General features: G+C 50.6%; 20 protein-coding genes. 13 read left to right on the top strand and 7 right to left on the bottom strand.

Annotated elements, in window-relative coordinates; all coding sequences use genetic code 11:
- The first annotated feature begins 197 nt into the window (after positions 1-197).
- The 7 genes from BFC17_RS07135 (at position 198) to BFC17_RS07105 (ending at position 9,540) form a co-directional block, all read left to right on the top strand.
- Entirely contained in the window at positions 198-1,898 is a 1,701-nt protein-coding gene (locus BFC17_RS07135; RefSeq protein ID WP_070175765.1) for an L-lactate permease, read from the top strand.
- 63 nt (positions 1,899-1,961) lie between these two features.
- Positions 1,962-3,662, top strand: coding sequence for a D-lactate dehydrogenase (gene dld, locus BFC17_RS07130; protein WP_070175764.1), 1,701 nt, complete (start codon positions 1,962-1,964; stop codon positions 3,660-3,662).
- 41 nt (positions 3,663-3,703) lie between these two features.
- Complete coding sequence (locus BFC17_RS07125) at positions 3,704-4,402, top strand: hypothetical protein (protein ID WP_070175763.1); 699 nt, start codon at positions 3,704-3,706, stop codon at positions 4,400-4,402.
- Positions 4,402-5,394: a PepSY domain-containing protein gene (locus tag BFC17_RS07120; protein ID WP_070175762.1), complete on the top strand. Its 993-nt coding sequence runs from the start codon at positions 4,402-4,404 to the stop codon at positions 5,392-5,394. The genes BFC17_RS07125 and BFC17_RS07120 overlap by 1 nt, the downstream gene beginning before the upstream one ends.
- A gap of 145 nt (positions 5,395-5,539) precedes the next feature.
- On the top strand, positions 5,540-7,801 hold the full coding sequence (locus BFC17_RS07115; protein WP_070175761.1) for a TonB-dependent receptor plug domain-containing protein: 2,262 nt from the start codon (positions 5,540-5,542) through the stop codon (positions 7,799-7,801).
- 148 nt (positions 7,802-7,949) lie between these two features.
- Positions 7,950-9,017, top strand: coding sequence for an ATP-binding protein (locus tag BFC17_RS07110; protein WP_083271626.1), 1,068 nt, complete (start codon positions 7,950-7,952; stop codon positions 9,015-9,017).
- Positions 9,010-9,540, top strand: a complete 531-nt coding sequence (locus tag BFC17_RS07105) for a response regulator transcription factor (RefSeq protein WP_070175760.1) — start codon at positions 9,010-9,012, stop codon at positions 9,538-9,540. The genes BFC17_RS07110 and BFC17_RS07105 overlap by 8 nt, the downstream gene beginning before the upstream one ends.
- 132 nt (positions 9,541-9,672) lie before the next feature.
- Here BFC17_RS07105 and BFC17_RS07100 read toward each other — a convergent pair whose 3' ends face one another.
- The gene (locus tag BFC17_RS07100; RefSeq protein ID WP_070175759.1) at positions 9,673-10,158 is read right to left on the bottom strand and encodes a hypothetical protein; all 486 of its coding nucleotides are present in this window, start codon (positions 10,156-10,158) and stop codon (positions 9,673-9,675) included.
- Between the two features lie 238 nt (positions 10,159-10,396).
- Between BFC17_RS07100 and BFC17_RS07095 the strand changes: the two genes are divergently transcribed.
- On the top strand, positions 10,397-12,673 hold the full coding sequence (locus BFC17_RS07095) for a tetratricopeptide repeat protein (RefSeq protein ID WP_139142020.1): 2,277 nt from the start codon (positions 10,397-10,399) through the stop codon (positions 12,671-12,673).
- Between the two features lie 58 nt (positions 12,674-12,731).
- Here the strand turns inward: BFC17_RS07095 and hpaI are convergent, their stop codons facing one another.
- On the bottom strand, positions 12,732-13,544 hold the full coding sequence (gene hpaI, locus BFC17_RS07090) for a 4-hydroxy-2-oxoheptanedioate aldolase (RefSeq protein ID WP_070175757.1): 813 nt from the start codon (positions 13,542-13,544) through the stop codon (positions 12,732-12,734).
- 167 nt (positions 13,545-13,711) lie between these two features.
- Positions 13,712-15,088, bottom strand: a complete 1,377-nt coding sequence (locus BFC17_RS07085; RefSeq protein WP_070175756.1) for a S41 family peptidase — start codon at positions 15,086-15,088, stop codon at positions 13,712-13,714.
- A gap of 166 nt (positions 15,089-15,254) precedes the next feature.
- Between BFC17_RS07085 and BFC17_RS07080 the strand changes: the two genes are divergently transcribed.
- The 3 genes from BFC17_RS07080 (at position 15,255) to BFC17_RS07070 (ending at position 18,101) form a co-directional block, all read left to right on the top strand.
- Positions 15,255-15,929, top strand: coding sequence for a response regulator transcription factor (locus BFC17_RS07080; protein WP_175439539.1), 675 nt, complete (start codon positions 15,255-15,257; stop codon positions 15,927-15,929).
- Positions 15,926-17,188, top strand: a complete 1,263-nt coding sequence (locus BFC17_RS07075) for a sensor histidine kinase (protein ID WP_070175754.1) — start codon at positions 15,926-15,928, stop codon at positions 17,186-17,188. The genes BFC17_RS07080 and BFC17_RS07075 overlap by 4 nt, the downstream gene beginning before the upstream one ends.
- A 133-nt stretch (positions 17,189-17,321) precedes the next feature.
- Positions 17,322-18,101, top strand: a complete 780-nt coding sequence (locus BFC17_RS07070) for an SDR family oxidoreductase (protein WP_070175753.1) — start codon at positions 17,322-17,324, stop codon at positions 18,099-18,101.
- 61 nt (positions 18,102-18,162) lie between these two features.
- Here BFC17_RS07070 and BFC17_RS07065 read toward each other — a convergent pair whose 3' ends face one another.
- Together BFC17_RS07065 and BFC17_RS07060 are read right to left on the bottom strand one after the other, a co-directional pair.
- The gene (locus BFC17_RS07065) at positions 18,163-20,310 is read right to left on the bottom strand and encodes a penicillin acylase family protein (protein ID WP_070175752.1); all 2,148 of its coding nucleotides are present in this window, start codon (positions 20,308-20,310) and stop codon (positions 18,163-18,165) included.
- A 196-nt stretch (positions 20,311-20,506) separates the two neighbouring features.
- Positions 20,507-21,700, bottom strand: a complete 1,194-nt coding sequence (locus BFC17_RS07060) for an MFS transporter (protein WP_070175751.1) — start codon at positions 21,698-21,700, stop codon at positions 20,507-20,509.
- Positions 21,701-22,057: 357 nt separating this feature from the next.
- Here BFC17_RS07060 and BFC17_RS07055 point away from each other — a divergent pair, with 357 nt between their 5' ends.
- Together BFC17_RS07055 and BFC17_RS07050 are read left to right on the top strand one after the other, a co-directional pair.
- Positions 22,058-22,690 (top strand): NAD(P)H-dependent oxidoreductase, encoded by a 633-nt coding sequence (locus BFC17_RS07055; protein WP_070175750.1) that lies wholly within the window; start codon positions 22,058-22,060, stop codon positions 22,688-22,690.
- The gene (locus tag BFC17_RS07050) at positions 22,687-24,606 is read left to right on the top strand and encodes a cation:proton antiporter domain-containing protein (protein ID WP_070175749.1); all 1,920 of its coding nucleotides are present in this window, start codon (positions 22,687-22,689) and stop codon (positions 24,604-24,606) included. Before BFC17_RS07055 ends, BFC17_RS07050 begins: the two co-directional genes overlap by 4 nt.
- Before the next feature lie 13 nt (positions 24,607-24,619).
- On the opposite strand, the gene BFC17_RS07045 is transcribed toward BFC17_RS07050, so the two are convergent.
- Complete coding sequence (locus BFC17_RS07045; protein WP_070175748.1) at positions 24,620-25,423, bottom strand: type 2 periplasmic-binding domain-containing protein; 804 nt, start codon at positions 25,421-25,423, stop codon at positions 24,620-24,622.
- 201 nt (positions 25,424-25,624) lie between these two features.
- Positions 25,625-26,497, bottom strand: coding sequence for a WYL domain-containing protein (locus tag BFC17_RS07040; RefSeq protein ID WP_070175747.1), 873 nt, complete (start codon positions 26,495-26,497; stop codon positions 25,625-25,627).
- Positions 26,498-26,506 lie beyond the last annotated feature (9 nt).

Genomic DNA, 26,506 nt, shown 5'->3' with positions numbered 1-26,506 from the left:
CTTTTTATTTATGCAAAAAAGGAAACAATCATATTTCATATGAATATATATTAATGGGCTGCACAATTGTAGAGTCCCCCAGCAATTAAGCTAAGGCCACGACCTGATCCTGACACCACAAAAACAGATACAGGTTTGCCAGCAAAATAACAACAATACTGCACTCTGCCCTTCACGCACACGCAAGGAGAACTACCATGAGCGAAGTCACTCTGGGCCTGCTGGCACTACTGCCCATTGGCCTTTCAGCGCTGCTATTACTTGGACTTCAGTGGCCAGCCAGACGGGCCATGCCTGCGGTGCTGCTAATGACCGCCTTACTGGCATTTTTTGTCTGGGACATGAGTGGTCAGCGTATTGCCGCATCCGTTTTACAGGGACTCGTTGTCACCGTTTCGGTGCTATGGATAGTCTTTGGTGCCATATTCCTGCTCAATACTTTAAAACATACGGGTGCCATCCAGACCATTCGTCATGGATTTGCCCAGGTTTCACCTGACCGGCGGGTACAGGCCATTATTATTGCCTGGTGTTTCGGCACTTTTCTGGAAGGCGCCTCGGGTTTTGGTACCCCCGCGGCTATTGCTGCGCCACTCTTAGTCGCGCTGGGGTTTCCGGCCCTGGCCGCAGTGATGATTGGCATGATGGTGCAAAGTACGCCAGTGTCCTTTGGCGCTGTTGGCACGCCGATTATCATTGGCGTAAACAATGGTCTGGACAGCACCGCTATCACCGGGTTACTGGCGCAGGAAGGCTGGACCTGGGCGCAGTTTATTCAATTGATCACCACCAATGTGGCGGTGCTTCACGCCATAGTCGGGACTCTGATGCCCTTACTGATGGTCATTTTTCTTACTCGCTTTTTCGGTGCTAATCGTAGCTGGAAAGAAGGCTTTGCCATAGTCCCCTTCGCCCTGTTTGCCGGCCTGATGTTTACCTTGCCCTATGCGATAACCGGTGTGCTCCTTGGCCCGGAATTCCCCTCCCTGATTGGCGGTTTATTCAGTCTGGCAGTAGTGGTCAATGCCGCTAAGCGCGGCTTTCTGATGCCAGCTAAAATCTGGGATTTTGAACCAAAAGCGCAGTGGCCCAACGAATGGTCTGGCATTTTGCATATCTCCGCAGAAGAGGTCGTAGGCAAACACCCCATGTCACAGTTTAGCGCCTGGACGCCCTATGTTCTGGTAGCCGTTTTACTGGTGATTTCTCGTGTGTTTGCTGATGTTAAAGCGCTGCTAAGCAGTATCAGTATCGGCTGGTCAGATATCCTCGGCGAGCAAGGCGTCAGCGCCAGTTTCAGCCCGCTTTACCTTCCCGGTGGATTACTGCTTATCGCTGCATTAGCGGCCATGGTTATTCAGCGCCATGGTAAGAGCCGCCAGCACATTTTTAACTCGGCATTTAAAGAATCGACTAAAACCGTTATCGGTGCAGGCTTTGTGCTGATGTTCACTATCCCTATGGTCAGACTGTTTATCAATTCGGGGGTAAACCTGTCAGCACTGCCGAGTATGCCAATGGCCAGCGCTTTGCTGTTTGCCGATTTATTTGGTGATGCCTTTCCGCTTATCAGTCCTACCATCGGTGCACTGGGCGCTTTTATTGCCGGGTCAAACACAGTATCAAATATGATGTTCAGCCAGTTTCAGTTTGAAGCGGCTATGAACCTGCACCTCTCCCCCGTCATTATTATTGCCGGTCAGGCAGTAGGCGCCGCAGCCGGCAACATGATAGCCATTCATAACGTAGTTGCGGCCAGTGCTACGGTAGGCCTGCTCGGACAGGAGGGCACCACTTTACGTAAAACGTTGTTACCCACCTTTTATTATGTGGCACTATCCGGCGTATTAATGATGCTGGCTCTGTATGGCCTCAACCTGAGTGGACCATTACACTAATGATGAATAAGAAAATTACGCTTCAGTTCGCCAGAGCTTTCCTGTCAGTAAAGGAGATAAAAAATGAGTCATAATCCTATCGTCGCGCAGTTTGTGCGTATACTAGGCGAGGACAAGGTTGCTACCGGCGATCGCCGCACTGAGCATTATCGCTGCGGCTGGCGCTCTGGTTCGGGCTCGGCACTGGCGGTGTTATTCCCAGAATCACTGCTGACTCTGTGGCAGGTTTTACAGGTTTGTGTGGACAACAACTGCATTATTATTATGCAGGCCGCCAAAACCGGCCTGACTGAAGGCTCCACCCCCAGCGGTGATGACTATGATCGTGAGGTGGTGGTCATTAACACCCTGGCGATGGATAAACTGGTGGTGCTGGGCAACGGCGAACAAGTGCTCAGCTTTCCGGGTACTACCCTGCATAAACTGGAAACCACATTAAAACCTCTGGCCCGCGCGCCTCACTCGGTAATTGGTTCATCCTGCCTTGGTGCCTCCGTGGTTGGCGGTGTCGCTAACAATTCTGGTGGCGCATTGGTTAAACGCGGACCGGCCTACACTGAAATGGCGTTATTCGCGCAGGTAACCGCAGAGGGTAAACTGGAACTGGTGAATCATCTGGACATCGAGCTCGGTGATACGCCAGAAGAGATACTGACCAATCTGGAAAATGACCGATTTGAACATCAGGTATCTCCCACATCCCGAAAAGCCAGTGCATCGGATTACGCTGAACGGTTGCGCGACGTGGATGCCGATACACCCAGTCGTTTTAATGCCGATACCACCCGGCTGTATGAAGCCAGTGGCTGTGCCGGCAAGCTGGCCGTTTTTGCCGTGCGTTTGGATACCTTTGCCGTAGCAAAGCAAGAGAAAACCTTTTACATCGGCACTAACAATCCCGATACCCTGACCCGGCTGCGCCGTCATATCCTCGCTGAATTTACTCACTTACCTGAAGTGGGCGAATACATTCATCGCGATATTTTCGACATTGCCGCGAAGTACGGTAAGGACACGTTTTTAAGTGTTAAACACCTGGGTACCGATCGCCTGCCTAAAATGTTTGCTCTGAAAGGCCGTATCGATGCCGTGTTAAACAAGTGGTCTTTTGTGCCGGATTATCTTACCGACCGCATTATGCAAGGTGCCGCTGGCTTACTGCGTGAGCACCTGCCCGACCGCATGCTGACCTACCGGGAAAAATACGAGCATCACCTGATTTTAAAAATGAGTGATGAAGGCATTGCTGAAGCCCGGGCATTTTTGCCGACGTTTTTTGCCGGCAATGAAGAAGTCGGTGACTTTTTTGAATGTACCGATACCGAATCCAGCAGCGCATTTCTGCACCGTTTTGCCGCCGCTGGTGCAGCTGTTCGCTATCAGTTACTACATCAAAAAGACGTGGGCGACATTCTGGCGCTGGATATCGCCCTGCGCCGAAACGAGCAGGATTGGGTTGAAAAACTGCCTGCCAGCCTGGCCGATAAAATTGATAAATCCCTCTACTATGGCCACTTTTTCTGCCATGTATTCCATCAGGATTATGTACTGAAAAAAGGCGTGGATGCCAAAGAAGTTAAGGCCGAAATGCTGCGCATCCTGGATAGCCGCGGTGCAAAATACCCGGCTGAGCACAATGTTGGGCACTTATACAAAGCCGAAGAAGGCCTGGCTGAATTTTACCGACGCATTGACCCCACTAATACCTTTAATCCCGGCGTAGGTAAAATGGAGAAGCATAAACGCAATTGCAGTTGCTGCTAAAATATGGTTTTCTGACCTTTTGATTAGCGGAACCAGCGGTAGTGATCAAAACGGCCAGAACCTCACACAAATGGCTTATGCGATTTACCGGCCTGCAGTTTATCCTGTGGGCCTTAACCGGTTTGTACATGGTTTGCATGGATATTCACTTTATTCATGGTGAGTCACTCACCCGAGCTGAAGCACAAACACTACCGCTAAGTGATATCCGCTTTTCCCTCGCAGAATTATTGCAAGTCTATCCCGATGCCTCAAACATCGAGCTTGTTACGTTATTAAACCAACCCGTATACCGGTTTCGTTCTGCATCAGGGCAACGCCGAATACACCTGATTAGTGCTCGAAGCGGCCTCCCACAGAGTGAAATCACTGCAAATCAAGCCAGCACGATTGCTACCGCAGCCTATACTGGCAACGGTGAATTAGTCTCGGTTAACCCTTTAATAAGCCGGGATGCCCGTGGTCAGTTACGACCACTGTGGGTGGTTACCTTTAGCGATGCTGCCTCCTCCACTCTGTATATTGAACAACAAAGCGGCCGCATCATCCGCCACCGGCACAACTACTGGTATCTGTTTGACTGGATGTGGCGTTTACACATTATGGATTACGATGACGGTGAAAACGTTGCCAATCCGTTACTGCTGATACTCAGCGTGGCGGGTCTGTTTGCCGCCCTGAGTGGTGCTCTGTTATTGATATTACGGCTCACTGCCCACAGTGTACGGAGCACGTCCTGATGCGTCTGGTTATTGCGTTATGGCATAAATGGCTGGCACTGATAGTGGGTATTCAGTTACTTATCTGGCTTGGCACCGGACTCTATTTTAATAGTCTGATGGACAGCGCCGCCAATATCACCACGCGTCAGGCGGTGCAGCATGAGGCCTACCTTCCGGGAATCGACCTGTTCCCGTTGAATCAGTTACAGGCCCCAGCACCGATAGCGGCAAAAGTTATCTGGGTGTTGGGTAACCCTTACTATGCGCTTTATTACAACCAACCATCGCATAATTACTTTAAACAGGAACGCCTGTTATTTGATGCCAGAAGCGGTAAATCCTGGCAAATAACGCCAGCATTAGTCAGTCGTATCGCAAGCCTGGCCTACTCGGGCGATGCCTCTGCTCAACAGCCCCGGTTGCTTTCACCGCCTATCGAGGACTTACCCCGCCAGCAAAATCCACTGTGGCAGGTTAATTTTAACGACGATTTACATACCAGTGTTTACCTGGATGCGCTCACCGGCCATGTAGTGAAATACACCAATGACAATCAGCGATTTGACGATCTCATGTTCACTCTGCATTTTATGGATTACACCGGTACGGGGTCATTTAATCACTGGCTGATTATTGCATTTGCAACAATGACTGCCATATTGTCACTATCAGGCGGCTATTTGCTGCTAAAACGCAGCGTAATAACCAAGTCCAGCAAAACAGGCAGTCATCATACACTGCAAGTTTCCAGCACCTCTTCACCAGAGATTATGACTCTGACCACTCCTCCCGATACCAGTATATTTAATGCCCTGGCCAGGCAGGCTATCCATTTACCGTCTGAATGTGGTGGCGGAGGCACCTGCGGAAAATGCATACTGCGATGCTCCCCAGATGCGCCAGTCAGCGAGGCTGAACGCTTCCATCTGAGTAGCGACCAGCTGAAAGCGGGTTACCGGCTGGGTTGCCAGCAACTGGCCGGCGACAATAAAACGATCAGCCTGCTATAACATCAGCTTGTGCCCGGGTCAGGTGCGACAATATGTCGCATTGGCTAAACCTCTGTTTTCGTTATTATTGCCCCAGTTATTTGACCTACGAAGTCAGGCCACACATTAATAAAAATTAGCCTGGCGGTCATTATCAGGAGTAATCATGACACACCCCTTGCCTGGCGCGTTTACGCCTAGTTATATTGCCGTAGCTCTGACTCTGGCTCTGCCGGCTTTTTCCACTTTAGCACTGGCCAATACCCCGGATCATATTGAACACATAACCGTGGAAGGCAGTAATGGGCAGACCCTGGCGGGCCATACATCGGTCTTAACTGCCAGCGAAATAGAACGTAAAGGCAGCGCCAGTGGTGACACTGCAGCCTTAATGCGCGGCCTGCCCGGTGTGCACCTGAATGCCACCGGCGGATTATCCAGTTTACCGGCAATTCACGGCCTCAGCGACGATCGCCTGCGGGTTAAAGTTAATGGCATGGATCTGATTGCCTCCTGCCCCAACCACATGAACCCGCCGCTGTCGTATTTGGCCCCGAGTGATGTGGATTTGCTTACTGTGTACACGGGCATTTCACCAGTAAGCGTAGGTGGCGACAGCCTGGGCGGTACCATTATTGCCGAATCTCTTCCGGCCGAATTTTTACCTCGGGGAGAAACGCAGTTTGACGGCGAGCTGGGTGGTTTCTACCGCAGTAATAATCAGGCCAAAGGGGCTAACCTGCTGTTACGCTATACCACCGACACGGTCCTACTCAGCTATCAGGGTAACTGGACAGAGGCCGACAACTATACTGCCGCGGCAGACTTTAAAACGGCGGCAGCAACCGGGCATCTGGCTCCCGACGAGGTAGGCTCAAGCGCCTATGAAACCCAAAATCATCAGTTGCGTCTTGGTTGGCAGGTCAATAGTACCAACAGTATTGATGCGCGCCTGAACTATCAGAATATGCCCCTGCAGCTTTATCCAAACCAGCGAATGGACCTGCTGAATAACGAACAAATTAATCTGAATCTGGCCTGGTATCGCGACACTGACTGGGGTCAGCTCACCACCCGTTTTTATCATGAACGGGTTGAGCATATGATGAATTTTGGTGCCGACAAACAGTTCTGGTACGGTACCAACGCGAGGATGGGTTCACCCTGCGAACCGATTCGTTTTAAGGGTGATCCCGAAGGTACCTGCGCGGCTGGTATGCCAATGTACAGTCAGTCTGATAACAACGGCCTGACCGTAAAAGCCGACTATGTACTGGCGGCAAATGACGTACTAAGACTGGGGGTTGAGCTGCAGCAATATCGCCTGGACGACTACTGGACACCGTCTGGCGGCGGCATGGGACCCGGCACATTTTTAAATATCAATAATGGGGAGCGAGACCGCATTGCTGTGTACCTGGAGCGCGAGCATGCTGCTTCGCACCACTGGATGTTGCTGTATGGCATGCGTTACGAAAACGTCGCTATGCAAACAGATGACGTTACCGGCTACGCCATGAGCGTTATGGCTCCGGGGATGCAGCTGGCAGAGGCCACTGCTTTTAATCAGGGAGACCGCGGCAGTACCGACCATAACCTCGACTTTACCCTGGTTGCCCGCTATCACGCGAGTGATTCGCTCAGTGCCGAACTGGGCTATGCCCACAAAGTGCGCTCTGCCAATCTGTACGAAAAATACACCTGGTCGTCCTGGGCAATGGCAGCAGGCATGAACAACCTGACGGGTGACGGCAACGGCTATGTGGGCAATGCCAGCCTAAAGCCAGAGCAGGCGCAAACGGTTTCGGCCAGTCTCAACTGGCATGATAAAGACCAAAATCACGTTAGCATTTCAGCCTACTATACCGACATCACCGATTACATTGATGTGATTGCCGCCAACAGTATGTGGATGCCCGGGCAGTTTAACGTGCTGCGCTACGACAACCAGTCGGCCCGAATTTTTGGTGCTGATATCGAAGGTAACTGGCACATCAGCCATGGCCCCGGTGGTCACTGGCAGCTTAACGGCACAGTGAGTCTGACCGACGGCGAGAACAAAGACACGGGCAGCGGCCTTTATCAGATAATTCCGTTACAGGGTTCGTTGAGTCTGTCCCACCAGTTAAACGGCTGGCACAGCTCTCTGGAATGGATTGTGGTAGATAACAAAGATGATACGTCAGCCATTCGTAACGAAATAGCCACTGCTGGTTATGGCTTGCTCAATTTGCAGGTGAGTCACGAATGGGACACAGTTCGTATCGATGCAGGTATCGAGAACCTGACAAATAAGTTTTACTTTAATCCAACGGCGGGCGCTTATACCGGTCAGGGCATGACAATGTCGCTCAATGGTATTCCCTATGGCATTGCTGTTCCGGGTATGGGTCGCGCTGTCTTCGCCGGGATAAAGGTTAAGTTTTAACAGGTAGAAGGGAGTGGCAGCTTGGCTCACTTGTTGTTGCGGACAGTGAATGCCACTCCTTTACCTTTTTTAACCCGAGTTGCGCTTCATCAAGCACCAGTAACAAAATACCGATATACTGCCCGCATTCACGCAAACAGGTTTTGCTATGCTATTACTGCTTTATCTGCTGATTTTTGGCCGCCACCGCCCAGCGCCCGGAACCACGCTATTGCTGGTACTGCTGGAAATTATGCTGGTTAATACCTCTATTGCCCTGAACGGCGCCGCCAGTAACCCCTTTAGCAGCATTCTGTTAGTCCCTTTAGTGCTCGGCCTCATGTTTTTACCGTTTAAAAGCGGTTTTATAGTGTTGGGCGCAAGTATTCTTGGCCAAAGTTTGCAACTGGCTTTTCCCCCGCCTCAGCACCATGGCGAGATGATGCAAAATCATGCCGAAGGCATGGTCCTGAGCTTTATCCTCACCAGCTTACTGGTGACCACCGTGATTTATTACTTTCGCTTGCAACTCGCCAGTAAAACCGCAGCAATCCAGCAATTACGCGAACGGCAGTTGCGCGACGAACAACTGCTGGCCATCGGCACCGCGGCCGCCCAGCTTACCCACGATGCCGCTACACCAGTACAAACCATGCGGCTGATACTGGAAGAGATGTCCGAAGCGCAAACCCCGGCGTTACTGGCCGAGCTCGACAGCCAGTTTTCCCAGCTGGAAGTAATGTTACGCAACTGGCGGGGCATTGCCGATGACGTACGTGAATCGCGCACCAGTGAATTTACGCCACGAGACCTCATTGATTCTATCCGCCATTTAATTATTCTGGCACGCCCTGAAGCCAGCGTTAGCTGGCCCAAAACAGCGGATCTTTCGGGCATAGTGACTGGCGACCGCACCCTCGTTCCGGCACTGGCTAATGTGGTAATAAACGCTTGTGATGGCGGCGCCGGACAAAGCGTAAACGTCAATGCCGAAGTTCTCCAACAACGGTTACAACTGACTATCTGTAATGTGCTGGATGACAATCATCAGTTTCCCAAAGAACTGCTGGGTAACCGTTTTATTGCCAGTGAATCAGGCTTTGGCGTAGGTGCAGTATTGTCTAACGCGACCATAGAAAAATGTGGCGGCACGGTAAGCTGGGAAACCAGTAACGATATGGTTACCACCCTTATTGAGCTACCGCTGCACCACTATGGCAAACACACCGATGACTAAATCAATTATCATTATCGATGATGACAATCGCCTGACCAGCGTTCTGGCCCGCCGTTTTAACGCCACCGGAAACTACACGGCAACCACGTTTAGTCAGGCCAGCGAGGCATTAGCTGCCCGGCCCGGCCGCTGTTACGCCATTTTTTTGGATATGATGATGGGTGATGAGCTTGGCCTGGATTTTATAACAGAGTTAAAGCGTCATTATCAGCCTGAACATCTGATCATCATGACCGGCTACGCCAGTATTGCCACTACGGTTACCGCCATGAAACGCGGTGCAACGGATTACCTGGCCAAACCGGCCAGCTTTAGCGAGTTGTTAGGCAAACTGGGGACAGAAACCATTGCGCAAAGTGTACCGGCGCCAACCATGCTTACCGTAGCACAAGCAGAATGGGAACATATTCAACGGGTACTGGCTGAGAACGAGGGTAATATAACACGCACTGCACAAGCCCTTGGCATGCACCGGCGAAGCCTGCAGCGTAAACTGCAAAAATATTCCCCGACAAAAAAATAAGCCCCGGCATAGCCGGGGCCGCAGACTGAATTAACAGTCTGTGGAGTATAAAACGGTAATCCGTGTTACCAACACTCCAACAAGAACCCCATTAGGCAGGGGCTACAGCTCACAGAGGGAAAATCGTTACAATTAGTTTTTGGTCAGTAAGTCGCGTGACTTAGCCAGTTCCAGGTTTTGCGCCACAATACGTTGTTTGGTTTTGCGGTCGTTTGCCTGGGTTAAATCAGCGATACACGCCGGCGTATTATCTGCCAGGCAATGCATCACAGCACGGTTGTTAAGGGCAAACACATCGTTGTTGCTGACTTCAACCGCTTCGTCACAAGGCGCTTTCGCGCTTTCCAGATCGCCCATGGCAACGTAAGCCACACACAGGTTATTCAGTAAAGGTAAACGACTTACGCCTACCGTAGTGCGTGCAAGGGCGGCTTTAGTACGGGCAATCCCTTCTACATAATTACCCTGCTCGATTTCGCGAACGCCATTAACATCCTTAAAGCTGGTTTTTAAGTGAAACGTTTCGCTGGCTACCTGGGTACCGGCCATCGCGCCAGCAGTAAAAGAACAACAAACGGCAACGAGCAACGGCTTTTTGATGCGGTTAATGAAAGACATAGTTTATTTCCTCAACACAACGACAGTTTTTTTGATAGCCTATTCGCCGTCGACATGCTGAAGCGCTTGTTAACCGAAAGGCCACTACTTGTTTAAATTTTGGTTGAGTATGTGGCAGGACTGACGCACTGGCCTGATGAACAACAAATTAAATCCTAAAGAATTGCTAATAGATTATTTTAATTCTTATATTATAATTAGTTACAAGAAAACCTAATGAAAAAATCGGGCGGTCAGATTGTCATTTAAGCCATTACCAGGCAAAGGATGCTTCACTATAAACACCTTTGTGGTGGATATTGGCGATCATACAATTCGAGCGGGCAAAGAAATTAAGCGAATTGAGCCCAAAGCGATGCACGTGCTTTATCTGTTAGCCGTGCATGCCGGTGATACCGTAGAACGCAGCGAACTGCTGCGCGAGGTATGGAATGGCCGGGTCGTGGTTGAAGAAGCGTTAACCCGGATTATCTCGCAGTTGCGCCAGGCACTGGACGACAGCAAGCAGCGTCGTCTTATTCAGACCGTGCCTAAAAAAGGCTATCGCCTGCGCGGTGAAGTCAGCTGGCAAAATGATACCAATGCCAGTAACCCGCCGACAGCCAAAACAACACCAGCATCAGCGTCCGGCAAACCAGCGATACCTGTAAAAGCCGAAGAGCCTGCGCCGCAGCCTGAGCCCGCACCACTGACGGTTGAACAGAATACGCCGACGGCTAAAAAAGAGCAGCACCTGTCGCCTGCCCCAACAGTGAGTATTAAATCGGTAGTAGTGGCATTCACGCTGTTTATCATGCTGGCTATCACCGCTTTTTTTGTTAACCACACACTGCGCAGCAACACCGATTCCGCAGCAGTACAACAACGTATCGCCGTAGCAGTGTTGCCACTGCGCCAGCTAAGTAACGACAATGACACCCTGTATTTTGCCGATGGCATCACCGAAGAACTGGCCGACTCGCTAACCCGCAATCAGAATCTCGACGTGCCTTCCCGTTATTCCACCCTGGCTGCCACCAACAGCAACGCCGGAAATAGCCTGAGCGAAGTAGCCAGTACCCTGAATGTTCGGTATCTGGTTGAAGGCAGCGTAAGGCGCATTGACGATGAATTTAAAATAGCCGTGCGACTGGTTGATGCAGGCAGCGATCGGGTAGTCTGGTCTGAAAGTTATACCAACACGGCATCCGGCCTGTTTGCCATTCAGCAAAACATTGCCCGGCAAATCAACCAGGCGTTATTACCACAGAACTCCGCGACTCCCATAGTGGATGCTACCGTTGACAATGTGGAAGCTTATCAATATTACCTGCGAGGCAATTACTGGCTGATGAATGGCAAAACCAGTGAGTGGTTTTATCAGTCGGAAGCCGCCTTTAAAAAAGCCGTGGAGATCGATCCGGATTTTGCCGCCGCCCACGGCAAGCTGGCCTATATATACGCCCGTCACGACTTTCATGACGCCTACATGCCCGCCGAAGAAGCTCTGGATAAAGCTAACGCGGCCATTGCCACCGCATTACAAAGTAACCCGACAGACACCAACGCCTTGTTGGCACGAGTACTAATAGCTACTGCGGCCGGTAATTTTGGCGTTGCCGAACAAACCCTGAACGCCATTCTGGAACGTTCGCCCGAACATACTGCTGCTTTGTATATTTATTCCGAGCTGGAATTAGCCCGCAATCAGTTTGATGCTGCACTTGAGCGCGCCCAACAGGCTTATGAACTCGACCCGCTCTCGCCCTGGATAAATGTAAATCTGGCCATAGTGCACTTTTGGCGAGGCGAGTTTTCCAAGGCCCTCACCGCTGTTGAACGCGCTATCAGCATCGATAGCAACTATACCTGGGCTTATGTATGGCGGGCTAAAGCTTACCATCGCCAGGGCAATATCAATGGGGCGCTGGCCAGCATGCAGCGCTCGGCGGACATTGACCCGGCATCACCGGTAAATTCAGCGTACACTGGCCTGCTGTTTATGGAAGCGGGAGACACTGCGCAGGCTGACAACTGGTTTAAACAAACCGCCAGCTTACTGGGCGACAGCCCACAGGCGAGATTCTGGCAGGGCTTTTTACGCTTTGCCCGGCATGGTGAAGCGCCTGAAGTTGCCCGTCAATTAATGCTGGAGCTCCCCTTGCTGGATAATCGGATATTCAGTTTGTTGCCGCTGGTATTCGATAATTACATTACTACACAGGAAACCGGGGCACTGGCGGATAGACTCGCTGATGCTACAGCGCCCCAGGGCAGCACGGTAAATATTTACACCGCCCAGCGCTTCGCGGCGCTTGATGCACTCGATGCCCTTACAACAACGCAACAGCAGCAGTTGGATTCGTTGGTTCAACACATAGGCAATAACGCCACGCCGTTAGCCATTTATTATGCTCTGAACCGGCAGCCACAGCCTGATTATCTGCAACAATCTCAACAAGGCTGGCTGGATTATCGCTGGCTGGCGCCGCAAAACCCCGGCGATGATTTACTGCGGGTTAAACTACAACAATAGCGCGCAACCAGTCAGTAAAATTAACCGGCTGGACAACGCGCATGTTGTGCCTGCTCATTTAGTAAACCGAGCGTTTACCGTTCTGTGGGACGGGGGTGACCAGTTCAGGTTTAAACGCTTCTGCTAACGCAGCAGAAGCATTCAGTAACAGCCCGGTATCGGTTCCAACTCCCACAAACATAGCGCCTAATTCGATATACCGTGCCGCCAGCTGTTTATCACCGATTAAAATCCCCGGCGCTTTACCCGCTTTTACAATTTTAGCAATACAGGTTTCAATAACCGCTTGTACCTCATCATGCCCCGGATCGCCAAGGTAGCCCATGGACGCGCTTAAATCGGCCGGGCCAATAAATATGCCGTCGACGCCATCGACTTGCAGGATGGCATCCAGGTTTTCGACACCCGTGACGGTTTCAATCTGAATCAGCACACAAACCTGACCGTTGGCGGTTTCAAGGTAATCTTTGGTGCGGTTAAACTGTGAAGCCCGGGCCAGCGGGCTGCCTACGCCGCGGATCCCTTCCGGCGGATAGCGGGTTGCAGCCACTACTTCACGGGCTTGCTCTGCAGTATCGACCATGGGCGCTAAGATAGTTTGTACGCCCAAATCGAGGATTTGCTTAATGCGGACGGCGTCCGGCCACGGCGGGCGCACGATGGGTACCGCAGGATAAGGCGCAATGGCCTGCAACTGTTCCAAAATGGTTCGCAGATCATTAGGTGAATGTTCGGCGTCTATTAGCAGCCAGTCAAAACCAGCGCCGGCCAGTAATTCCGCGGTATAACTATTCGCCAGTCCCAGCCACAAACCAATTTGTGCTGTGTCACCGGTGATTGCCTGTTTGAATGTATTTATCGGGGCAGGCATAGGGTACTCCTGATTGTCAGTACCAGTCTTACGCTGGCTTCATTACAGATAAAGATGTTTTGCACGAGGTTTTTGGACTTTATCTGTTCCCCAGTATACGGAAATTTATAAGAAAGTTGAGCCTGTTAGCAGACTCAACTTGTGACTTATCGCAACGATGGGGCAAATTATGTCGATGGTAAAGGATGCGCCTTAAACCAGGTCAGCGGATTGGCCAGCGCTTCATCGGTTAATTTGACGTCTGGCATTACCGGCTGCTTCGCTCTGTCGCCCGAGGGGCGCACAATGTAACGGCCGGGCGCGAGCATCAGCAAACGTGTGTTGGGTAAATAAAACGGTGTCAGGTTACCGGTTTGATTAGCATAGCCACCGGTAGGTTCGCCCATGGTTTTGCCAAGCTGGTTATCCTGAATGGTGGTGGCAAACAGGATAGCCGCAGAATAACTCATGCGATCGATAACCACCCACACATCCCCCTTAAATTGCAGTGATGGCTCTACCGGTTCAATCATGCCATCAGATTCTACGCTCAACTCAATTACCTCGCCCGGTTCGCCCCGGTAACCAAACCAGCCGTTAGTATCGCTATTGAGTTTTTCGATAGCTACAGAGCCTTGCGGCACCGGTTTATCGGTAAGGTACTGAATGATTTTCGCCCCGGCATCCGATTGCCCGCCGGTATTGCCACGGATATCAATGATCAGGGTTTGCGCGTCCTGTTGGCGGATTTGCTTAAAGGATGCGTCGATAAAGGCATCATAAGCGGCCTGCTCAGTATCTACGTCAAACGATTCAATGCGTAAATAGGCTACCTGCGGTGAGATAAATGTCAGTTCATTATCATCCTGCCCGGCGCCTGCCCGCTCCCACTGCTGGTCATTTCGCAGAGTTAGCGTGGTGGTTTGGCCGTTATCCTTAACTGCCAGCTGTATGTCGCCTTTTACGTCAAATACCGCAAATAACCAGTAATGAAACAGTAGCGACAGCATGCTCTCACGCAGCGCCGGCGACTCACCGTGACTGAGTGGCGTGAGACGGGCAATAATCTCGCTGGTTGCATGACCGTTAATGGCTATAATTTCACTGCCCGCGGCCAGTGTCTTCTGCTTGTCACTACGCTGGTAAGAGCGGGCCAGACGTATTTTTCCATCCCGCACGGTCACCCCGAATGGAAAGGTTTGAACGCCAGCTTCTTCAGCATAGGTAAATTCGGCCAGCAGCGGAAACAAAATTGAATGGCCGTCATTAAAATACGGCGTTAGCTGACCGAATACCGCAAATGCCTGCTTTCGGGTCATGCCATCTTTAAGCTGAGCGCTGAGACGTTCAACCTGAGCAGATAACCCAACGCTGTCGACATACTGCTCAAAAGCCGGATGACGGCGACTCATGGTAGCCACCAGATAATCCAGATCCTGCTGTAATTGCTGTGCTGTGAAAGTTTGCCCGGTAAAGGCTTTATCCACATCCGGGTGGATCCAGTCTTTCATGCCGCCACACCCCAATAAACTGCATAGCAATAACACTATAATGCCTGTTCTCATTGCTCATTAATTCCTGTTGTTGAGTAATGCGGCAAACCTTAGCAAAGCAAACTTCAAGAAAAGGTCAAGATTGCAAAAACAGCGCGGCAATCACTTGTTTTAGCGCATCGCCTGTGAGAGTTTTTAAGGTATTGAAACCGCCACCTACAACCCTATGAAACAGTTTTTGCAAATACTGATAGTTGAAGATGATGCCGTGCTGGCAGCGCAACTGGAGCGCTTTTTAACTGATGCCGGCCACATCATTGACGTGGTAAGCACCGGCAGGGATGCGCTCAGGCAGGTAGCAGACGCTGAGTACGATGTGGTGATCCTTGATTTGACCTTACCCGACACCGACGGTATTGAGCTGTGCGGGCGCATTAAGCAAACGGCTGAGTCTGTGCTGCCGATATTAATGCTTACTGCACGCACTGCGCTGAGCGACAAACTGGCGGGTTTTGCTGCGGGCACCGATGACTATGTAACCAAGCCCTACCAGCCCGACGAGGTGCTGGTGAGATGTTTGTCATTGGCCAGACGGCGCGATCTGCACCAGGCCAAACAGCTGGTTATTGGTGAGATGACCATTGACCTAGTCACCAATACCGTGAGTCGTCAGCAACAGGTGTTACATCTGTCTGCCACCGATAAGGCAATACTGATAACACTGGCCAAGGCGCATCCCATGCCGCTTGGCAGGCGGCAACTCATAGAGCGGGTGTGGGGTAATGATATTCACAACAGCGACGTGCTGAAATCGCATATTTATACCATCCGCCAGCAGTTAGATAAGCCCTTCGACTTTCCCATGCTAAAAACCATTCATGGTGTAGGATTTGGTTTGCAGGCGTCGTTATGAAGCAGATTGGCCAACAAATAAAACGGCTGTTTTTGCTTTATACGCTCGTGCTGTTGTGTATTTTTGCCGGATTCACTCAGTTGTACGGCTATCTTATCGAAGACAATGTCATTAACCAGCAGATAAGAACCGAGGCGCGATATCTGGAACAGCAATATCAGGCCACTGGTGCGCTGCCCCTGCCCCGCTATCCGTGGATGAAAATTGTTAGCAGCTGGCAACGCCTGCCAGCATCTGTTCAGCAGATGCATAACAAGGAGCCGGAACGGATCGAATTTATTACCGAGGCTGGCAACATTCACATTGTGCCGCTGCAAATTAACGGGCTGGAAGCCCTGCTGTATGCCGAAGTGGATGCTTTTACGGTAACCAACAAGGTCTGGCCGCTGAATATAGCGGGGGTGGCCTTTCTGGGCACGCTGATTTTTGCTCTGTGTTCCTGGCTTCTGATGCGCCGTATTGAAAAAATCGTCGCACCTCTTAACCGCTTACGCCAACGGGTGGAAAGCGATACCCCTCGGCTGTTATTTCCGGCCGGATTTACCGCCAGTCTGCCAGATAACGAAGTGGGCTTTTTAGCCCGCGCTATCGAAAAACAGTGGCACAATCTCACCGACCTGCTTGATCGCGAAACCCAGTTTACCCGGGATATCAGCCACGAATTAAGAACGCCGATCAGTATTTTGCAAAACACGCTTAATCAAACGGGCCCGTTATCACACGACGATGAAAAACAGGCTCGAGACCAGTTAAGTAAACTCACCCAAACGCTGGATGTACTGACCGCCCTGGCCCGGGAAGAGAGCCGGCAAATGCGCCCGCTTAATGTGCTGAGTGTGTTAGAAGATGTCACCATGACACTATCTCTAAGCGGATTGCGGCCCGACTTTCAGCTGAACATTGAGGTGCCCGATAATTACCAGGTCGTCGCTAATGAGACCCTGCTTTACCTGCTGTTTCGCAATCTGATTGAAAATGCCCACTATCATGGCAGTGATAACACGCTGACGATTTCACTTGAGCATCAATCACTCAGATTCAGTAATCAAATCAGTAATACCTCAGTGACTCCTCCGCTAGCCGAACCAAATAGCGCGGCAGCTCCTCTGGGGATTGGTCAGGGCCTGTTTCTGGCGCGGCGTATTGTTGAATTTCATCAGGGTGAGCTAACCGTGACCACTTCTCCCGGCGATAGCGACAATGACTTCAGCGTTTATATCTCATTGCCACCACTTCCTAGTCCGCAAGCGCATAGCTAACCCGCTCGCTGACTTCGCCTAAATTAACGACAGAGCTCCTTTTCATAGCGCTGCAAGCCGGTAAGATGAGGAACTATGGTTTATCAGCCTGCTGGCAACATGCCACAGGTCACTACAGATAAGGATTGGTTGTATGGATTTAGGACTTAAAGGTAAGCAGGCTATCGTCTGCGCCTCAAGCCGAGGTTTGGGCCGGGCTTGTGCTCAGGCACTGGCAGAGGCCGGAGTGAACCTGGTGATCAACGGATTAAACGCTGAGCGACTGGCTCAGGTAGCCGAAGAAATTGCGAGTGCCACCGGGGTAACAGTTACGCCCGTTGCCTGTGACGTGAGCACCGCAGACGGTCAGGCAAAACTACTCGCAGCCTGCCCCGCGCCCGATATTCTGGTTAATAACAATGGTGGTCCGCCGCTAAAAGATTTCCGCGAACTCGATAACGACGCAATGGTTGATGGCCTTAACATGAACATGCTCACACCGATTAATCTGGTGCAAAAAGTGCTCGATGGCATGGTGGAACGTGGCTTTGGTCGCATTATCAACATCACTTCCATGACGGTGAAAATGCCGGTGGCTGGCCTCGATTTATCCAGCGGCGCCCGTGCCGGGTTAACGGCTTTTTTGGCCGGTATTGCCCGTACCGTGGCGGATAAAAATGTCACTATCAACAATATTCTGCCGGGTTACTTTGCCACCGATCGATTAGACGGTGTTTTAAGTGCCGGTATGGCCCGCACCGGCAACGACAAAGAAACCGTAGCCAACGAGTTAGCGGTTAAGATTCCGGCCAATCGCTTTGGCGACCCCAAAGAGTTTGGTAATACCTGTGCTTTCCTGGCCAGCCAGTTTGGCGGCTACATTACCGGACAGAATATCCTGCTTGATGGTGGGTTAAACCCCAGCGCGTTTTAAGCAGCCTGAACGCTGCATAGAAAAGGGCACGCTGCGTGCCCTTTTGCGTTTTTCAACGTAATTAACGTTCCAGCCACTCAGTTTCTTCTGTGTGTGCTTCCACTTCTTCTCGCTGTAGCCATAGTGTTCGATACTCATCGCGAGCCAGCAGTTCCAGCTGATCTGCATAATGCGCTGAGCTGACCTGGCGGGAATTACCATACGCCATGATGCCCTTTGCTTTAACCGGCGTCGAAAACTCCACCATGGAAACCCAGGTTTCACCATGGCGCGGTTCGCGAATACCATCGCCATCCGGGTCCCACCAGGTGATCACGTTAAACGCGCCCAGATTGCCATAACCACCGTGGCCAGGCACATCCTTATCCCGGATAATAAAACGCGACACATCACCAAAACGCGGATCGATACGGCCATAAGTGGCTAAAGTATTCTCAGCAGCTTCTTTCAGCATGGCTACCGCTAACGCAGGATCCTTTAACCCATAGGGCGTTGAGAGTGGAGAGTCTGCCAGCCAGGGCACGGCATAATTAGACTGATTAGCAAAACCCGAGCGCTTACCAGCAAACAGCTCTGCCCAGTTTTCAAATAATACGCCCGCACGATTATCTTCATCGAAATGCCGGTTCCATTCAGCGAGCACGGCTGCCGCCTGCTGTACCAGTTCATCCTCACTAAACTCAGCTGCTTCCAGTAGGTCGTCCAACACACGCTCGGTCATCAGGGCATAGGTGGACGTTTTGATCTGCGTAAAATCAGCCATGCTCAGTTTGCCACTTTCGGCCATCATCTTAACCGCATTCTGGGCGCGAAATGACATGGGCCCTTCGACGGCGACATAAGGGGGATAATCGTTATAGCTGTAGGCCGGCGGATAAGTTGCCAGCCAGGGTGGATCGTTAGCATTTTGGACAAATCCACTTTCGGGGTTAATGACTTTAGGCAGATCCGCGTAATCATGGACTTCATTCCACACATACTCAGAACTATCACCAGGCACCAAACCGGTCCAGAAAGCCAGGTCGCCTTGTTCGTGTTTGGGCAGAATGCCATTGTAAAGATACTGAATATTGCCTTCTTTATCAGCGTAGGTAATGTTAAACGTTGGCACCTGTAGCCTTTCCATTACCGTAGTAAATTCAGCGAAGCTTGTTGCCTGCAACATATCAAAATACTGTTGCAGCATACCCGGCCGGTCCAGCCCAGCAACGCGCAATGCGACTGTTTCACCATCTTGCCTTTCAAACACCGCCCCATGAACTGACTTTCGCACAGCCAGTGTTTTTTCTTTAAGCGTGCCGTTTTGCTGTAATACCCGGTACGTCTTTTCGGTAGTCTCAAATGGCAACACCTCGCCATCGAAGAGGTAGCCATCTTCTTTAAGGGTAAGATGGTAAGTGGTGGCACCGGGGATACGGTTTACGGTGTTGGAAATACCCATGCGCTGGTTAAAGGCAAAGCGAATTACCGGCAGCCCTACCTGAGTAGCGCCGTACATTTCAAAATCAGGCCCCACTAAATGCGCTTCATAGTAAGTAAAAAAACCAGTTGCCCAGGGCAAATGGGGGTTTTGCAATAACAAAGTATTACCACTGGCAGACTTAGACGGCATGACCGCATAGGTATTAGAGCCTGCTTTAAAAGGCGGAGCCTGATCGCCAACCACTCTGGCTGGCGAAGCCACATAAATAAAGTTCATTAAACGGTGCGCGTGAGTAACCACATCAATACCGCTGACCGGTAGCACTTTTAAGACGTCAGGGGCGAGCGTGTCGGGATGTTTGCTGGCGTAATCATTGATTCCTGCGGCAAAAGCATCAAGGTTTTGCTGAAACTGAGTGGTTTGCTGCAAATACCATTGCTTACCGCGCTCTGGCACATCATTTCCCAGTAACCAGGTGTCGGTTTCTTCGTATTCCTCGCCCCAGTATTCAGACCCCTTTCCCCGGGCCTGACCATACAAGCGCAGGATAATATCGCCCTGGCTCTTCGCCTGAGCCCAGCCAAAACCATAAAAGACCTTTTCGGCGCTATCGCCATAAATATGCGGAACGCCAAAGGTGTCCCAGCGAATTTCCGTGTCCATTTCCTCGCTGGCTGAGGTCTCCGACAGCGGAGCTTTACCACACGCGCTAAGCGCGAACACAAAAAGGCACAGCAGGACATAACGCCACTGCGGCCAACGCAGGCTGACTGCAAATACTTTCATGAAATTATCCAAATTAAGCCCGGTTCGGGTCTGGCTCTGTTGTTAAGGCAAAACAAAGAGCCGGGGTAAGGCGTCCTGACAATAACCCAGCATGCCGTGTCCGTCACAGGCATGCAACCAGCGATAAATTAAAATTGGATAAATGACGGATTTGACAGGATAAACCGAAGGTCAACTGACCTCCGGTTCGACAAGATTACTGCGCGGCCGGGAGCAGCTCGCGATTACGCATTTGCAGATAACTTAACGCCCACATGCCGAAGCCGCCGAGGAATAACAAGGCTGAGGCATATCCGGTTTCGTTAAACGCCGCACCGGAAGCCAGCATAGCACCGCCCATCCAGGGGCCAACTGCGTTGGCGGTATTAAACGCGCATTGCACCAGGGCGCCAATCATGGCGTGTCCCGTGGGTGATACATCCAGAAGCATTGACTGGATGACCGCTGCTAACCCAACACTGGCACCAAGCAAGAACACCGTAATATACAACCACCAGATATTAGTGGCCGCAAACACATACATAATGGCAATCGCCACACTGCACAGCAAGGCAATACCTGTGGTGGTTAACGGTGAGCGATCGGCTAATTTGCTGATCACAAGATTGCCAATGGTTGTCCCAATACCAAACATCATCATAGCAATAGAGATAGTGATTTCCGGGGTTTCGGTTACATTGATAATGGTATCGGCCAGATAGGTATAAATGCAGAATACGCCGCCAAAACCAACAAAAATAATGCCTGAGATTGACCACACCAGTTTGTTTTTTAATACACCAAATTCTTCCCGGATACGGGTTGGATTAGTCACCGGGCTGCTGGGGACCAAACGATAAATCAAAAACATGGTGATCAGCGCCAGCGTTGCCACAATAGCCATACATACACGCCAGCTAAGATTTTGTCCGACCAGCGTTGCCATGGGCACACCCACAATAGTAGCAATGGTTAAACCGGCAAATACCTTAGACATATAAGTAGCCCGGCGGCCCTTAGGCGCCATGGCGGATGCCACAAGTAACGCGGTGCCAAAATAAGCGCCATGAGGTAATCCCGATAACACCCGGTACACCACCAGCTCCGGTAACGAGGATGCGATTGCGCTCAGGCCATTACCAATACCAATCATGGCGGTAAAGATAATCAGCGCCGTACGACGGTTGGTTTTATTGGTCAGCAGCATAAACAAGGGGGCACCGATAACCACGCCAATGGCATAGGCGCTGATCACGTTGCCAGCCAGGGCTGGCGTAACATTGAATGACCCGGCGATCAGCGGCAACATTGACATTGACGAGAACTCCGTGAGTCCCAGTACAAATGTACCCAGCGCCATGGCAAGAATAGGCCAGACCGCTGCGCCTTGGTTATATTGAGGTGCAGACATAAACAACCTTAAAAGTGACGATAATCAAACTGTGAATTTAAAATGTTAGCGGAAGCTATACGCCGCCAGAATTCAACAAAACGTGAAAGTTATCTTTGTAGGATTTTTTGACTCAACCCGGCGTGTATACTCTAACGCGACATCACCCGGCTGAACTTTTGCTTTATTTGTATGATTATTTTTATTATACGCTATGCAGGCAACGTAATTCTATGCCTCACACCTGTTACTTAAGCGTTTTTTTGCCTGATTCAACGCAATTTAAATTTGTCTTTGAACCACGCAGAGAAGTGCTTGAAAAACGCCAAAATTGCCTTAAATTGTTAACTCTTAGCCTTTTTGAGTTCCAGCCATAACATGTCTTCCCCGTCGTCCTCAGGTACCTCAGCAAGGGTACTCGTATTATTTGCTCACCCTTCGCAGACCCGTTCTGAGGTAAATAGTGTGCTGTTTAATATTGCCCGGCAGCAGGCCGGCGTTACCGCCATCGATTTGTACGCCGAATACCCGGATTTTAATATTCGGATAGACCGTGAGCAACAGCGACTGCTCGACCATGATGTGATTATTTTTCAGTTTCCGGTGTTTTGGTTCTCCACGCCTGCCCTGTTAAAAGAATGGCAGGATTTGGTGCTGGAGTATGACTTTGCCTACGGCAAGCACGGCACGGCTCTCAAGGGTAAAACGTTTTTCTGTGCGGTGTCTGCCGGTGGTCGCGAAGAAGCCTATCAAACCGACGGCTTTAATCACTATACCATTCGCGAGCTACTACAGCCGCTGGAACAAATGGCCATGGTCACGCAAATGAAATACCTTGCCCCCTTCGCCCTGTTTGGCTCGCGCACCGCCAAAGAAGAACACCGTATTACCCGCCACTCAGCACTTTGGTCTATGTTGCTGGATGAACTGGTCAGTGGCTCACTGAATACCGACAAAGCGAGCAAACTGGAAAACCTGGCAGAGTACTTCCAGATAGGAGTCAGTGAATGACCGGCTACTTTTTACAGGCATTTATTTATTTGCTGGCGGCCGTTATCGCCGTACCCATCGCGAAACGACTGGGGCTGGGGTCCGTACTGGGCTATTTAATTGCCGGTTTAGTCATCGGCCCCATTTTGGGCCTGGTGGGCGAAGAAACCAACGCTATTCAGCACTTTGCTGAATTTGGTGTGGTCATGATGTTGTTTTTAGTGGGCATGGAACTTGAGCCCAAAGCCTTATGGAATATGAAACTCAGGCTGTTAGGACTCGGTGGTTTACAACTACTACTAACCTCCGCAGTCATAATGGGCATCGGCATATACGCCGGTCTTAGCTGGCAGGTATCGCTAACCGTCGGGCTAATTTTCGCGCTCTCATCAACTGCGATAGTGCTGCAAACATTTCAGGAAAAAGGCCTGCAACAAACCGAAGGGGCCAAAAGCGCGTTCTCTATTCTGTTATTTCAGGATATCGCCGTTATTCCTATTCTGGCGTTAATTCCACTGCTGGCGCTGCCCGAGCTAATCGATATCGCCGAAAACACCGTTCAAACAGCCTCAGGGCACAGCGAAAACCTGGTAGAAGGACTGCCCGGCTGGCTCTACGGACTGGTTATTATGGGCTCAATTGCCTTTGTTACAGTGGGTGGTCATTATCTTAGCCGCCCCTTGTTTAAGTTTGTTGCCTCCTCTGGTCTGCGCGAAATATTTACCGCCACAGCCTTAATGCTCATTATCGGTATTGCCACACTAATGGGGCTGGTAGGCTTATCGCCTGCCCTGGGGGCATTTTTAGCTGGCGTGGTGCTGGCTAACAGTGAATTTCGTCACGAACTGAAAGCCAATATCGAGCCTTTTAAAGGGTTACTGTTAGGGCTGTTTTTTATTACCGTGGGGGCCGGTATTCATTTTGCGACCCTGACCGAAAATCTCGGCCTGATAGTCAGTATCACGTTGGGCGTAATGGTGCTTAAAGCACTGGTTTTATTGCTTATCGCCACCTTTTTCGGCCTTAAAGGTAGTAATCGCTGGTTGTTAACCCTGAGTCTGGCTCAGGCCGGCGAATTTGGCTTTGTGTTAATTAGCTTTGCAGCGCAAAACAACGTTCTGGCCACAGACTTAATTGCGTTATTGCAACTGGTGGTTGCCCTGTCGATGTTTCTTACGCCCGGCCTGTTTATTCTGTTTGAGCGGGGCATCATGCCGCGTTTTATGCGCAACGGCAGTAAGCGCAAGCCCGATGCGGTCAATGATAAAGGGCCAGTGATCATTGCAGGTATTGGCCGCTTCGGCCAGATAGTGAATCGCCTTCTGGTGGCGAATGACTTTAAAACCGTGATCCTGGATATTCGCTCAGAACAGGTGGATCTCATGCGCCAGATTGGTACCCAGGCATATTTTGGCGATGCTTCTAAACCCGAAATGTTACATACCGCCGGAATTGATGAAGCCAGCCTGATAGTGATTGCCATTGATGATAAAGAAACCGCCGTTGAAATGGTAAAATACGCAAAACTCTCCCACCCGCACGTTAAGGTACTGGTGCGCGCCTTCGACCGCGGGCACGGCTATCGACTGCGTCAGGCCGGGGCTGATTACATGATTTCTGAAACCTATCATTCGGCGCTGGAACTCGGCGCTCAGGCGCTGCGTTCATTAGGTGTTCACCCCTTTCAGGCAGAACGCCAGAAGCACGCTTATCGGGATATAGAGGCCCGCCAGAGTGATGTGCTTTACGAAGCCTGGAAAGATGACGCCAGCGGCGAGCGGTTCGATAATAACTATCGCGATCTGTTTATGGAATTACAGCAGTTGATTGACGATGCGTTAAAGTCTGATTTGCACGATAACCATTCCAAACGGCGCGGCTGGACGCCGCCACCGAAAGGCTATGCCGAAGAACAGTTGGACAAAGAGCAGGACTGACTTTAATTTTACATTAATGAGGCGTTTGCAGCGCCTCTGGCTCTGGCCCGGTATAAAATTCGCCCAGCATTTGCCTGAACATGCCATTCTTAGCAAAGGTTTTCAGTTGGTTATTGATAACGGTAAAAATGTGTTCATAACCTTTGTGGCAAATCATGGTGTCGTCGATAGACAGCGGCGAAAAATCCTTAGAATAAGGTAAGGGTTTCATACCCAGTTCTTTATAAGCAAACAGTACATCCGGGTAAAACGACAGCAAATAATCCACTTTACCAGCCACTAGCATTTGTACATTTTCAGTTTCACTGCTGACATAAAATGTCTGCATAACCCGGTCGGCCAGTGCCTGCATTTCCTCACTCATCGGCGTTCCACGGACTATGCTGATTACTGCGTGATCGGGAATGTCACTCAGCTGGTGTACAATCTGTTGCTCATCGCGAACAATAATTCTTACCATGGCCTGATTAAGCGGTATGCTAATCAGCACATCCTGTAAATCCTTAGTGTCATCATTTAAGTCGAAGGTCGCTATCCCCGGTGCGTAACAGGCGTAGAGTTTATCCACAAAGCCTCGCTTAGCCCGGGACATAGGCATTACAATTATTTCCACTTCATCCGCCAGGCCACTTTCATCCAATGCATGTTGCAGGATCTCATTGTAAACACCCGGGCCCTCGTGCTCACCGGGAATATGAAATAAGCCACTGAGTTGAGCGCCCACAATCACTCTTTTGGGTTTAGGTTCAGTTTCAGCGGCTACCGGAGAAATCGGCAAAGCCAGTAAAGCCGCAATAAAGAGGTAGAACTGAGGCAACGATACATCCTCCTTCAGAGTCTGGTAACACATCCTTAAATAACTCTATGCACAGGATGACACACTCGCAAGAAAGTCTGAACAAATCCCCCTCTTTTGGCGGCTAAATTATACTTTTGATTAAGATTTGCAACGGTCACTTTAGTGGTATTCGATGATACCAACGTTGGCAGACTAAACTGAATTAACCCGCTGCAGGGTTTATTTACTGACGGTATAACCCGGCGCAATCGCCAGATTATCGACATCCCGCAAGGTAAAGCGATTTTGCAACCACAGTTGATATTCGGCCCCTTCCAGGGTACCACGCTCGGTACAATCGACATTCCATCGGCGCAGTAAATAACCCGCCATGGCCGCTCGTACGTTAATTAACAGCTGGCTGTTTTCCATGCCATAGTCCATTTCGATAGCGGTGGGAAAACTGACGTTTTTAGGGTGCGGTACCAGTTGTAACGGGATCATCCGCTGCCACTCCCCATCCCGCTCCGCCAACTCATTAACCTCGGGCTCACCTTTAAGCGTTACCTTACTGATACGGGTTAAAACAAAGTCCCGGAAGCTGTTACTTTTGCGGTCGTAAGCCCGAACGTGCCAGCGTAAGCCGTTATCCACAATGGCGTGCGGAACCAGCTCCCGCGCCGCAGAACCACTCGAAAGAGAAGTATAAATAACGCTGACAGCGCGCTGATTTAACATCGCCTGCACCAGGCGGGCAACAATAAAGATATCCGGCACATTTAAACTGGAGGGTGACTCCACCGGAAAATGCATATCGCCGATGGCATCAAAGCCATCGGAGATATCATTGGCCAACTTAATTAAGGTTCGACGGGCGTCGTGCTCAAACAGCGGCTTGAATTTAGCCGTTTGAAAATAGCGTTTTTCACGGGAGTCGTATTCCAGATTTTCCGGCGCCAGTTCCTTATACAGATTAAAATCGCGGGAACCAGCCGACAGGCCAACTTCAAAGCGATTGATTAGATCCTGGCGGTAAATGGCCCCTTTAAACAACAAGCAAAAATCAATATAGGCCAAACGCTGGCGCTGGGCGAAACTAATACTGGCTAACACGAATTCGTC

This window comes from Marisediminitalea lipolytica, assembly GCF_001758465.1.
GTDB lineage: Bacteria > Pseudomonadota > Gammaproteobacteria > Enterobacterales > Alteromonadaceae > Alteromonas > Alteromonas lipolytica.
The sequence above is the reverse complement of the archived record's forward strand: the minus strand, read 5'-3'. Positions and strand labels throughout refer to the sequence as shown.